At 42.2% G+C, this 13,071-nt stretch carries 10 protein-coding genes and 1 pseudogene; 7 read left to right on the top strand and 4 right to left on the bottom strand.

Annotation, left to right across the window (positions count from 1 at the left end):
- Positions 1-510 precede the first annotated feature (510 nt).
- Positions 511-1,008 (bottom strand): hypothetical protein, encoded by a 498-nt coding sequence (locus FTU98_RS08300; RefSeq protein WP_004970693.1) that lies wholly within the window; start codon positions 1,006-1,008, stop codon positions 511-513.
- A gap of 97 nt (positions 1,009-1,105) precedes the next feature.
- The gene (locus FTU98_RS08295; protein WP_096902747.1) at positions 1,106-2,356 is read right to left on the bottom strand and encodes a YncE family protein; all 1,251 of its coding nucleotides are present in this window, start codon (positions 2,354-2,356) and stop codon (positions 1,106-1,108) included.
- 351 nt (positions 2,357-2,707) lie between these two features.
- Here FTU98_RS08295 and FTU98_RS08290 point away from each other — a divergent pair, with 351 nt between their 5' ends.
- Positions 2,708-3,304 carry a 5-formyltetrahydrofolate cyclo-ligase gene (locus FTU98_RS08290; RefSeq protein WP_026438444.1) on the top strand — a complete coding sequence of 199 codons (597 nt, stop codon included), beginning with the start codon at positions 2,708-2,710 and terminating at the stop codon, positions 3,302-3,304.
- Positions 3,305-3,451: 147 nt separating this feature from the next.
- Positions 3,452-5,878: an endopeptidase La gene (gene lon, locus FTU98_RS08285; RefSeq protein WP_131260796.1), complete on the top strand. Its 2,427-nt coding sequence runs from the start codon at positions 3,452-3,454 to the stop codon at positions 5,876-5,878.
- A gap of 355 nt (positions 5,879-6,233) precedes the next feature.
- Here the strand turns inward: lon and FTU98_RS08280 are convergent, their stop codons facing one another.
- Positions 6,234-7,199, bottom strand: coding sequence for a M28 family peptidase (locus tag FTU98_RS08280; protein WP_373683476.1), 966 nt, complete (start codon positions 7,197-7,199; stop codon positions 6,234-6,236).
- Positions 7,200-7,356: 157 nt separating this feature from the next.
- Here FTU98_RS08280 and rlmH point away from each other — a divergent pair, with 157 nt between their 5' ends.
- From rlmH to FTU98_RS08265, 3 genes and pseudogenes are all read left to right on the top strand, one after another.
- Positions 7,357-7,839: a 23S rRNA (pseudouridine(1915)-N(3))-methyltransferase RlmH gene (gene rlmH / locus FTU98_RS08275; RefSeq protein ID WP_026438445.1), complete on the top strand. Its 483-nt coding sequence runs from the start codon at positions 7,357-7,359 to the stop codon at positions 7,837-7,839.
- A 150-nt stretch (positions 7,840-7,989) separates the two neighbouring features.
- Positions 7,990-8,766, top strand: coding sequence for a dioxygenase (locus FTU98_RS08270; RefSeq protein ID WP_096901485.1), 777 nt, complete (start codon positions 7,990-7,992; stop codon positions 8,764-8,766).
- Between the two features lie 139 nt (positions 8,767-8,905).
- A pseudogene (locus FTU98_RS08265) lies at positions 8,906-9,688 on the top strand (DUF4377 domain-containing protein).
- A 72-nt stretch (positions 9,689-9,760) separates the two neighbouring features.
- Here FTU98_RS08265 and gdhA read toward each other — a convergent pair.
- Entirely contained in the window at positions 9,761-11,104 is a 1,344-nt protein-coding gene (gene gdhA, locus FTU98_RS08260) for an NADP-specific glutamate dehydrogenase (protein WP_004970711.1), read from the bottom strand.
- A gap of 357 nt (positions 11,105-11,461) precedes the next feature.
- Here gdhA and FTU98_RS08255 point away from each other — a divergent pair, with 357 nt between their 5' ends.
- Together FTU98_RS08255 and nth are read left to right on the top strand one after the other, a co-directional pair.
- Positions 11,462-12,256, top strand: coding sequence for an RnfABCDGE type electron transport complex subunit B (locus FTU98_RS08255; protein WP_180050995.1), 795 nt, complete (start codon positions 11,462-11,464; stop codon positions 12,254-12,256).
- A 92-nt stretch (positions 12,257-12,348) separates the two neighbouring features.
- Entirely contained in the window at positions 12,349-13,038 is a 690-nt protein-coding gene (nth, locus tag FTU98_RS08250; protein ID WP_154321249.1) for an endonuclease III, read from the top strand.
- Positions 13,039-13,071 lie beyond the last annotated feature (33 nt).

Below are 13,071 nucleotides of genomic sequence, written 5' to 3'. Positions count from 1 at the left end.
AATGCTCACTCAAACGTAAACATAGGTCTAAGCATATAGATAAAATTCTAATTTTGGTCTGACCAATATTAAGATAAAAATCAAAATACTCTTAATATTTGCAACAAATAATAGTTTTATACAAATAAATGTCAATATTGGTTGGATTGTTTATTCATTTGGTCATACCAATTTAAATAAAGATGATCTTTGTTCGCAGCATAAAAAATACGGTGAAGAAAAATTTAAACTTTGTTTTTTCTGTAGTTTTTAAGAGGAAGGAAAAACCAAATTTATTCGGCACAGCCTTATACAACTTTCGTCTAATACAGTAAAATACGTGTGCTTTCTTCTAAGATGAATTGAACGCTTGATCAAAGGAATCATGGATAAATTCAGCTCAAGTGGCCGCTATTCGGCTTAAAAACATGTGGATTAAAAGAATTTTTTAGACAAAAAAATAACGCCATTATTGACTGCAACAATGGCGTCATCGTGTATTTATAACAGCAACTCACACCTTACTGTGGCTTAACCTGTCACCACGTTCAGGCGCTTTAAACGCGAAATATGCAAATCAATTTGCCCTGCAATTTCAGGTAAAATTTGCTTTAAAAACTGGCTATAGTTCATTGCATCTTCTGCTCTTAATACGCCTGCTTGTACCAATTGTTCCTGCTGTAGCAACATACTTTGTACACGGTTTAAATCAGGCTTTTGCCCTTGGCTTAAACCTGTACTAATTTGCTTAAAGCCTAAATACAACTGATCACGTTGCTGGATTAATTGCTGCATTTCAACTGCAGATACCGCAGCACGCTCTAGCATAGCGTTTGTTTCCAGTACATTTTCAGATTCATCTGAATATAGACTTTGCGTTGTTTCTATCTCTGTGGAAGCCGTGTTCGGTTTCACCCACACTGTTTCCGAAACAGTCTTATTCGGTGGTTGAAATACATACACCACGGTAAACAACACCGCGACCGCCAAAACAAAAAAGCCAATACCGAGCCATCGAGTCCCATTCATGTGCATGCTCCATAAGCAAACCATCCTAAAATGCGCTCAATTCAAATATCGTCTTGAGCGCCTTAGCATGCTTTGCCTGTTATGATCGGCTTAAAAATTACGGCGTCGACCAATCGCTTGGTGCATAACCCAAACGCACTCGCTGTGGGTGATTCCCCACTGGCACACTGCGGACTTTTTCTCCCGTAGCAAAGTCAATCACCGTTACCACATCGGTTTCACTTTCTGAAATCACACAGCTTTTTCCATCTGGGCTACGGGTTGCCCAATATGGTTTACCTGCAGGAATCAGTTTGCCTGCTTTTAAACTCTGACGGTCTACAATGGTCGCGTAATCATCCATCGTGCCTGCCACACAGAGTTTTTCGCCATCTGCGCTGATGGATAAACCATGATGACGTGAATCATTTACCCATTTGCTGCGGTCTTTTGGAATTGTACTGCTGCCCGGTAATTGTCCAATACGCGTGACTTTATCGGTTTTTAAGTCGTATTCCACCAAACCATTAAAAAATGAAACCTGCGCATAAAGTTTGCTTTCATCTTTACTTAGCACCATAGGACGCACTGAGTTGGATAAATCTTTACGTCCAAAGGCATCTAACGCAGGTCGGAAATCAATTTTTTTCAGAACTTTATAATTGTTGGCATCGGCAATGGTAATAAAGCGCTTACCTTTGGTAAAATCTTGCCACTGTGCATCCATCGAAGTTTCTACGTTACCAATCGCAGAGTTTAAGATTTTCGTTCCACCTGCAAAGTAAATATTTTCGTGCGGCTTATCCCCTGTTGCAAAACGCCCCAATTCTTTACCTGTATGAATATCTAAAACATGCACCACATTACCTGACGATGCCGACACAGCAACACGTTGTCCATCTGGTGAAACCGCCATGTGGTCTGCGCGGAAACCTTCGACTGGCGTACGCCAATTAATTTTGCCCGTTTTAATGTTGATGGATACCACATCGGCAAAACTTGGACGTGAAGCCACAATCGACTGTCCATCTGGCGTGGAATACATATCATCCACCAACTGGTCATTGCCCTCACCTGCAGTTTGTTGAATGTAAGTGTAGGCAATCAATTTCACTGGATTTAAATGAATTTCTAATAAACGCTCTTTGCGGTCAGGAATCATATTGACCACACCCACTTTGCCAAAGTCTTGTGAAGGGTGAATCACCGTCACTGTGCCATCCCAGTTATTGCCGACAAAAAAGACTTGTTGGGTATTCGGTGGCTGCGGTAAATAGGTCGAATCTGCATAACTTTGTGCGCTGACACAACTTCCTAAAGCCAGCACGCCTTGAAGTAGATGTTTAAACACCTTGTTGGAATAATTCATGTTCTTGTTCTCCCTGAACAGCAAAATGAAAGTGTTGTTTTTGTTTTGGCTTGTGTTTTTACATATTTGTTGTTTTTAACTGAAGCCTGCCTAATCCATCTTGAAGCGATCTCGAAGATTGTTGGCGTGGCATTGATTGGGCAATAGCATAAGAGTTTTTGTAATTTTGCGTCTAGGGTTCGAGCTAGACTATCCGATAGCAGGTCAATTTTCAGATAAACAGAAATACAGCATCACATCCTGTTAAAATGCCAAGTATGATAAAAGCTTGTTTTTGTCGATGAAATGACAGTAATCCCATACCCATTCAAGCATTTAAACTCAAGAATATAAGGATGTGCCGAGATGCAGTTGTTGGAACTTAAAACCTTGCGTAAACAGCTTCGACAACAGCGCAGAGCGGTCACGCGCACCCAACAGCAACACGCACAGCAAGCTGTTTTGCAGCGGCTAATACGACTGCCAAAATTTCAGTACGCAAAAAAAGTGGGTATGTATTTACATGCTTTTGGTGAAATTCATACACACCGCATCATTGAATATTGCTTCGCGCATAGCAAACAAGTGTATTTGCCCATGATTTGCAATATGAATCAACACTTGGTGTGGGTACAAATCACCCCACAACAATATCGTCAGCGTCGCTTTGCCCATCATCGTTTGGGGATGCAAGAACCAAGAACAAGTCGCGGAAAACACATCTCCCATTTAGATTTAGTCTTGATGCCCTTATTGGCTTGCGATACGCATGGCACCCGCATTGGAATGGGCGGTGGTTATTATGACCGCACTTTAGCCTCTGCCCCGCAGCATCCTTATCGCTTAGGGATTGCACATGATTTTCAGCTAATTCATACACGCTTGCCACGTGAAAATTGGGATCAACCTGTAGATGCCTTACTAACTCCACAACATTTTTTACAGTTTAAACGCACCTTGAAACGCTAAATTGATCATTTTGACTGAGTAGATCAATTTAAAATCACATATTTAGCTACTTTTTAAACAATTTGTGTTGACCTGCCCTTGTATTTTAAAAAATACCCATCACTATTAAAAACATGGCAACACCGTTGTCACTCATTAGGAGTGCCCATGTCTGAAATTATTATGAATCAAGAAACCTTAGAGCCTCAGGTTCCAAGTGTATTACCGCTTTTAGCGCTACGTGATGTGGTGGTTTATCCGCACATGCAAATTGCGCTATTTGTAGGTCGTGAAAAATCGATCAATGCAGTTGATGTGGCTCGTAACAGTGACAATCTAGTATTTGTAGTTGCGCAAAAAGATTCGCTTACAGAAGAAATTGATCACGACAATTTATATCAATACGGTACTGTCGCGAAGATTGTGCAAGTTGTGAATCACGAAAATGATGAAAACTGTATCAAAGTGCTGATTGAAGGCTTATACCGCGCCAAACTCGAAAAAATTATTGATGAAGACGCGTATTTGACTGCAGAACACAGCTTGAGCCCAATGACTGTTGCGATGGATGAAAATACCCAAGCAACACGTTTGCAAGAATTACGTGCCTTATTTGCGCAATATGCAGAAGCAAAATTACGCAATGCACGTGAACTGATTGCTGCTGCCAATAAAATTGAAGATTTATTGCAGTTGTTGTTCTTTGTTGCAACCCGTGTGCCATTGAATATTGATGTCAAACAAAAATTCCTTGAGCACGATGAGTTTGAAGCCCACTTGACCGAGTTAATGACTTATTTATTGCAACAGTCTGAAGAACAGCAGATTGAGCAAACCTTGCATGACTCTGTTAAACGCCAGATGGAAAAAAATCAGCGTGAATACTTCTTGAATGAGAAGATGAAAGTCATTCAACGCGAACTGTCCGATATGAACGGCGGTGCGGAAGATGATGTCGCTGAAATTGAAAAACGTCTGGCCGAAGCAGACTTGCCAGAACATGTCCGCAAAAAAGCAGAAGCTGAGTTCCGTAAGCTAAAAGCCATGCAACCTGCATCTAGCGAAGCGGCTGTGGTACGTAACTATCTGGAAGTAATTTTAGATACGCCATGGAACAAAGCCAGCAAAGTCAGCATTAACTTGGCGAAAGCACAAGAAATTTTAGATGCCGACCATTACGGTTTAGATGAAGTCAAAGACCGTATTGTGGAATACCTTGCTGTGCAGTCGCGCGTGAAAAAACTCAAAGGTCCAATTCTGTGCTTAGTCGGTCCTCCGGGTGTAGGTAAAACCTCACTGGGTGAATCGGTTGCAAAAGCCACTGGACGTGAGTTCGTGCGCATGGCGCTAGGCGGCGTACGTGATGAAGCGGAAATTCGCGGTCACCGCCGTACCTATATTGGTGCGATGCCGGGTAAAATTGTGCAGTCATTGACTAAAGTTGGTGTGAAGAACCCACTGTTCTTGCTCGATGAAATTGACAAAATGGCACAGGATTACCGTGGCGACCCTGCATCTGCTTTGTTAGAAGTACTTGATCCATCACAAAACAACAAGTTTAATGATCACTATTTAGATCTAGACTTAGACTTGTCTGAAGTGATGTTCATTTGTACTGCCAACAGTATGAATATTCCAGAAGCTCTGTTAGATCGTATGGAAGTAATTCGTCTACCGGGTTATACCGAAGATGAAAAAGTGAATATTGCAGAACGCTATCTTGTCCCTAAAGCCATCAAAAATAATGGCTTGCGTGCTAAAGAATTGACGGTTCATGAAGAAGCGATTCGTGACATTGTGCAGCGCTATACACGTGAAGCAGGTGTGCGTAGTCTGGAACGTGAAGTGTCAAAAATTGCCCGTAAGGTGGTGAAAGAAGCAGTCAGCAAAAAAGCCAAAAACCTACAGGTAGATGTGACTTCACAAAACTTGCCTGACTACCTTGGTCCACACAAATTTGACTATGGTATGGCAGAAGAAGAAGCCGAAGTGGGTCGTGTAAATGGCTTGGCTTGGACTTCAGTGGGTGGTGAATTACTCACCATTGAAGTGGCAACCATGAAAGGCAAAGGTAATTTCATCACCACAGGTTCATTGGGTGATGTGATGCAAGAGTCAATCAAAGCCGCGATGACCGTTGTGCGTACCCGTGCCGACAGTTTAGGCATTGAAGCCAATGTATTTGCCGAAACCGATGTACACGTACACTTGCCAGAAGGTGCAACACCTAAAGATGGTCCATCTGCAGGTTTGGCATTGACTACGGCATTGGTATCTGCATTTACAGATATTCCAATTCGTCCTGATATTGCCATGACAGGCGAAACCAGCTTACGTGGTCGTGCAATGCGCATTGGTGGCTTGAAAGAGAAACTTCTTGCGGCACATCGTGGTGGTATCAAACTGGTATTTATCCCACAGGAAAACGTGCGTGACTTGTCTGAAATTCCAGACAATGTCAAAGAAGGTTTGGAAATCAAGGCTGTGAAAAGCATTGATGAAATCTTGCCTTTGGCACTGACCAGTATGCCTAAGCCTTTAACCAAGGCACCGATTGTGAAGCCAGTAGCAGCAGGCAAAGCCGCACGTCATTAAGCAAGTTACTCTGCTTTAAGCATAGAACATCTCAAAAGAGCACTTCGGTGCTCTTTTGTCGTATTTAGATTCTGGATTTAAAATAATTGAATAATTTTTTAATTATTTTTAAAATGGATAGTCTGTTTTTAATTCAATTTCCTTGAAAAAATAGGCAAACCATCCACATATATAAATTTAAGATACATCGCGCTGTATGTTTCTTGTTTGGTCTATTTAGACCGATAAATTGATCAGACGCTTTTGATTGAAGCGTGCTTCATGGTCTGGTCATCCATATCTCCAGGTGGATGACCTTTTAACCGCAGTCCTATTTCTATTCAGGGCTGCGTTCTTTATGCGCTGCGATCAATCATCAAGGTGATAAAATCTGTGCAACCAAGCCATTCACGACATGTGCCATTTTTTCAAAATTTACTGTTTTTAAAGTATCACCTGTGGTGTGGCGAAGTGAGCTGCGATAACTGCCCGTATCGGTAATTAAAATAGCTGGAATATCATATTTCCAATAATTTAAATGATCTGAAAAATCTATACCCTTGATGAAAGTCGGTGCCACCACGCGCTCACATTGCAACTGGTTCAAACGCTGCATCGTATTGCAATAGCTTGCACTCATTTCACGTGATTGCATATTGCTCAATGCCACAATAAAATTGCCATGACTTGGGTAAATCCACTTTAAACCGATTGGGTAATTTTGCACCAAATTTTTATCGTAATAACCAATCATATCCAGCACATACACCGCACGGATTTTTTCCTTTTCAGCCTGCACAGATTTGGCATGTATAAAACTGCCCATCGACTCGGTTTTAAAAAATGGTGGCTCTGCCAAGGTATAAAAAACAAATTCAACATTTTGACTAAGTTTATTCTTTTCCTGCGCCAAAATTCGTGCTGTTTCGATTACACCTGCAACGCCAGAAGCGTTGTCATTTGCCCCCTGCTGCTGCCCATAAACATCGTAATGCGCACCAAAAATCGTTTTTTGCGCAGCACCGATATTCAATTTGCACACCACATTGCGGTAGCTTTGCTGATTGACCACATAATTTTGAAATTGACACGGAATTCCAAATACTCGCATTTGTTCCCGAATCCATGCCGAAACCCGATTCAGTTCAATCACATTTTTATAATGACGATACTGTTCGGAATTACCCAAACCCTGCTGCCCAATCACTTGCTGCATATAGACTTGCAAATTGTTTGGTTCTGCCCATTGAGCCTCAGGCACAGCAAATGTAGCAGTGGTCATCAATCCCATACCCGCGCCCAATATCCATGAATATAACTGCTGACTTTGAAACGCGCGCATGCTGATAATTCCAAGACAAAAAAGACCAATAAGATTGCTGAGTATTAAAGCAACAGCCTGTTGGCAAATTCAATTGCAAATTGTGTCGTTACACAGCGCTTGTGTTGAATCATGGGTATAATGCGAGATTCTGATTGATCGCTACATGAACTCGCCTATGAAAATTCGCATTCTGACCATTGGACAAAAAATGCCTGCTTGGGTGCTGACTGGTTTTGAAGATTATTTCAAACGGATTCAGCCTTTTGTGCAGACTCAAATTGTCGAACTGCCAATGGCGAAACGTGGCAAAAATGATTCTGAGGCCGATATTCTAAAATATCGCCAAATTGAAGGTGATAGCATTTTAAATGCCATGAAAAACAATGAGCTGTTAATTGCCTTGGAAGTGGGCGGCAAAGAGTTCAGCACCGAAAAACTTGCAGAAACCATGAAAGGCTGGATGCTAGAAGGCAATGATGTCGTGCTTGCGATTGGTGGACCAGATGGTCACTCTGAAGCAGTACGTAAAGCAGCAGCATGGCATTGGTCATTATCCAAACTAACTTTGCCACACCCTTTAGTTCGCGTGATGCTGATTGAGCAGCTATACCGTGCTATGAGCATCAACCACAACCATCCTTATCATCGTGCAGGTTAAATCAACTTATTCAATTTGTACGTTGAGTTATCAAAATATCTTCAACTCAAACGACGTTGCAAAGCTGCAACATAGCGTTGAACAAAAGTACATTTCGCTATACACACTTTTTTGCGATGCTGTAGAACAGCAGGCTTTAGGGATCTAGGCATGAACTTACAGACATTACCCGGTTTATTTATCTCACATGGTTCGCCCATGTTGGCACTCAATCCTGAACAGGTCGGGCCTGCACTCAGCCGTTTAAGTGAAAATTTGCCAACACCGCAAGCCATTGTGGTGATGTCGGCGCATTGGGAAAGTAATGCACTGGAGGTCAACACAGGTATTCGCCCTGAAACATGGCATGACTTCCGTGGTTTTCCTGAAGCCTTGTACGCCCTGCGCTACCCTGCACCTGGCTTACCTGAACTGGCAGAAGATATTTTGCAGCGTTTGGCTGATGCGGGCTTTGCTGCCCATGCCAACAGCACACGCCCGCATGATCATGGCGTATGGATGCCATTACTACACATGTATCCCGATGCCAATATTCCAGTGATTACCATTTCTTTGCCCATGAATATGAGCGCCGAACAGATTTATCACATTGGGCAAAGTTTAGCGCCATTACGTGAACAGCAAATTTTACTGATTGGCTCAGGCAGTATCACCCATAACTTACGTGAATTATCATGGAATACACCCAATGCAGCTGTGCCTGAATGGGCATCTAGTTTCCGTAATCGTGTGGTGCAGCATTTAAGTCATCGCAATTATGATGCAGTACTAGATTGGCAACAATTGCCACATGTAGCACGTAATCACCCAACCCTAGAACACTTTGCACCGCTGTTTTTTGCAATGGGTACGGGAGATCGATTTAACATTGTACATAGCAGCTTTAGCATGGGTTCACTCGGTATGGATATTTATCGTTTTGACTAACCGATAGCTCCGCTTATTTAAAATCTGACTTTTTAATTTGGATACATTTTGTTAGCAAAAGCTACGATTTGTATCCATATTTTTTGTTAATCTCTTGATTATAATCACGTTGAAACTTTAGCACATAGAATATAAACCAATGAAATTCAGTATTTTTGCGCTTGCCCTGCTCCCTTTGGCTTTAACTGCATGTCAATCTTCACATCTTCCTGCCACTTCAGGAGATCCGGCTATTTCTACTCTATCCACCACATTAAAAACGCCTACACAAATTTTGCCCGCTTATACCTGGGAACTTGATCGTGGGCTGCAACGCCCGATTGTTCTGAGCTTTGATCAACGAGGCAGACTAAGTGTAGCTTCTGGCTGTAATGGCCTTGGCACGAGCTGGACTGTTAAAGATAATACCCTGAGTACGGGTGACATGATGGGCACCATGATGGCATGTGATGCACCATTAATGGAACAGGAACGTTTTATCAGCCAGCTTCTGCAAAAGCGTAATATTCCGTTTAGTCTGGATCTAAATGATGCCAATCAGCCAAAACTGAGTATTACTGCAGCTGATGGTCAAAAATATGTCTTTACCGGAAAAATGACACCGGAAACCAAATAACAAGGTCAGGCAGAAACCATTTTCCTGGAAGTTTCGTCACAGACTAAAGCCTGTACGGGTGTAGCTCAGCAAACCTGCTTACAGGTGAAAGAAATCAAATATGATGAAAAAGGCTTAAAGACTCAGGTCGATAAAGACTGGACTTTATTTTACGATCAGATCGAAGGTTTTCAGCATTCATCGAATGAGCGTCAGATTATTCGGGTAAAACGTTATGAAATTAAAAATCCGGCAGCTGACCAGTCTAAATATGCCTATGTATTCGACATGACCGTAGAGCGTGAAGCAGTCAAAGGCACTCTATAACGATAAAATCGCAATATAAAAAAACCGAGGCATTCACCTCGGTTTTTTTTTCAAGCTTAAACTCAGTCAGACTTAGAATACGCCTTGAGAAAGCATTGCATCAGCAACTTTTACGAAGCCAGCGATGTTTGCGCCGTCTACATAGTTCACGGTACCGTCTTCTTTCGTACCGAATTTTACGCAGTTGCGGTGAATTTCTTTCATGATTGCGTGTAAGCGCTCATCAACTTCTTCGAAAGTCCAGCCTAAACGCAATGCGTTTTGAGACATTTCCAGACCAGAAGTTGCTACACCACCGGCGTTAGATGCTTTACCTGGCGCATAAAGAATTTTCGCTTCAACGAATTTCTCAACCGCTTCAAGTGTAGAAGGCATGTTCGCACCTTCAGCAACACAGATTACGCCGTTTGCAAGAAGCGCTGCTGCATCATTCGCATCAAGTTCGTTTTGAGTCGCACATGGAAGCGCGATATCACATTTAATACCCCAAGGACGTTGACCTTCAAGGTATTCAAAACCGTGCTTAGACGCAAATTCAGAAATACGACCACGTTTTACGTTTTTAAGTTCCATCACTTCAGCAAGTAATTCTGGCGTGAAACCTTCTTTCACGTACACAGTACCATTCGAGTCAGAAAGTGAAACTACTTTCGCACCCAAGTACATTGCTTTGTCTGCAGCAAATTGTGCAACGTTGCCTGAACCAGAAATCGCAACGACTTTATCTTTAAAGCAATCGCCACGAGTCTTGAGCATTTCCTCAGCGAAATACACAGTACCGTAACCTGTAGCTTCTGGACGCGCCAAAGAACCACCGAAAGACAAGCCTTTACCTGTGAATACACATGAAGTGTCATTGCTGAGCTTCTTCATCATACCCGCCATGTAACCCACTTCACGACCGCCTACACCAATATCACCCGCAGGAATATCCGTGTTAGAACCTAAATGACGATATAACTCGATCATTAAGGCTTGGCAGAAACGCATAATTTCGCCTTCAGACTTACCTTTAGGGTCAAAGTCTGAACCACCTTTACCACCGCCCATTGGCAATGTGGTCAAAGCATTTTTAAAGGTTTGTTCAAAACCTAAGAATTTTAAAATTGAAAGGTTCACTGATGGGTGGAAACGCATACCACCTTTAAATGGACCAATTGCTGAGTTGTACTGTACACGGAATGCACGGTTTACGTGGGTTTGACCTTGGTCATCTACCCAAGAAACGCGGAACTGAATTGCACGCTCAGGCTCAACCAAACGCTCAAGCAAACCATGTGCTGCATATTGAGGGTTCTTTTCAATGAACGGCCAAAGGCTGGTCATTACTTCTTCTACAGCTTGTAGAAACTCTGGTTGATGTGCATCACGTGTTTTAACGTAATCTAGGAATTCGTTAAGGCTGTTGTATTTCAACGCTTAATCCTCAGCAGAAAATGGATCAAAATTGGTCAAAATTTCAATCAATGATATATTTTGGCGCAAAATATTAAATATCTTTTGTTAACAATCTACAATAGTTTTTTTCAAAAAACTTTAAAACATTTGTATTTTCATAAATTTAACTTATTTTTTAGCGTGTTAAGCCCATAAGTTAATGTAACAAATTAATTCATAGTTTTGAGCATTTTTGCCCAAAAAGCTAGCAATTGTTGTTCTTAATTTGCGCACAAGCCTAAAAGCAAAAATCGTGCTAAAATCATCGACCTAGAATTTCCCCCTAGCCTTATCTTCCGTTTTTCTGCTGCTGTTTAAAGTGGCATTGGTTTGTCCATGAATTCGCAAATTGCTCTGATTCACAATATTGATGCGCTACTCCCTCAAACTCAATGTGGCTTATGTGGTCACCGTGATGGCTGTTTACCCTACGCCAAAGCGATTGCAGAAGGCGAAGCGGCCAATAAATGCGTACCCGGTGGACAACCTGTTGCAGATGCACTAGCAAACTTACTGCAACGCCCTGTATTGACCGCAGAAGCCAGTGTTTGGCCTGTGCAGGCAGATGGACGCCCACAGCGTATGAAAGCGCTAATTCGTGAAGATGAGTGCATTGGTTGTACAAAATGTATTAATGCCTGCCCTGTCGATGCCATTTTAGGCTCAGGCAAACTCATGCACAGCATTTTGACTGATTTATGTACTGGCTGTGAATTGTGTATTCCACCTTGCCCTGTCGATTGCATTGACTTGGTAGAAGATACACAACCCCTGCTTTCTGATAGCGCACGAGTGGCAGAACAGAATGATTTACGCCAACGCTACTACGCCCACATACAACGTGAAGAACAACGTCGTCTGCACCGTAAAGGCCCTGTGGTACGTGCAGAAATTGATACCGAACTGTTTGCTCAATTTTCTGCACAAGCCGATGCTGCTGTGCCTGTGATTGAATTGCCTGTGCAAAAAAATGAACAGATTTCCACTGCCGATGCACAAACCACCATCGAACTGGCAAAATTACGCACACAAATTAAAAAACTCGAAAAACAACTCAGTGTGCGTGACGATGAGAAAAAACGGCTATTACTAACCAATTTACAACAACAGTTACGTGAATTAGGAGCATAAACATGCCCGAAAGAAATACACGTCTGACCAATAAAGCGGTTAAAACAACGGCTGCCAAAAGCACCACGCTCAAAGAAAAGCCGTCTAAAAATATGACCAAAAAGCAAATTCAGACTTTTTTTGAGCGCTTACGTGACCAACGTCCAAATCCGACCACTGAACTGAATTTTTCCAATCCATTTGAATTGCTGATTGCGGTGACCTTATCTGCACAAGCGACCGATGTCAGCGTCAATAAAGCCACCGACAAACTGTTTCCTGTTGCCAATACTCCCGAAGCGATTTATGCCTTAGGTGTGGAAGGTTTAAAAGAATATATTAAAACCATCGGGCTGTATAATTCCAAAGCAGAAAATGTCATTAAAACCTGTAAAATTCTCATCGAAAAACACGGCAGCATCGTGCCTGATAATCGTGCCGATTTAGAAGCCTTGCCCGGCGTGGGACGCAAAACGGCCAATGTAGTGTTAAATACCGCATTTGGACAGCCTACTATGGCGGTCGATACGCATATTTTCCGCTTAGGTAACCGTACAGGTTTAGCTGTAGGTAAAAATGTTTTAGAAGTCGAACACCGTTTAATTAAAGTCATTCCTAAAGAATTTTTAATTGACTCGCATCACTGGCTAATTTTACATGGCCGTTATTGTTGTATTGCGCGTAAGCCTAAATGCGCTGAATGTGTGGTGTCAGATGTGTGTAACTGGCCTGATCGCTTTGAATTTGGTGCACATCGTCATACTACGCTGCATGAAATTCATCACGCGCCCATATCTAAGTAAGTGCTTCGGTAGAGTTTTGCAAAGTGATCTAAA

This window comes from Acinetobacter sp. YH12211 (assembly GCF_013418015.1).
Taxonomy (GTDB): Bacteria; Pseudomonadota; Gammaproteobacteria; order Pseudomonadales; family Moraxellaceae; genus Acinetobacter; species Acinetobacter towneri.
This window is presented reverse-complemented; position numbering and strand designations above follow the sequence as displayed.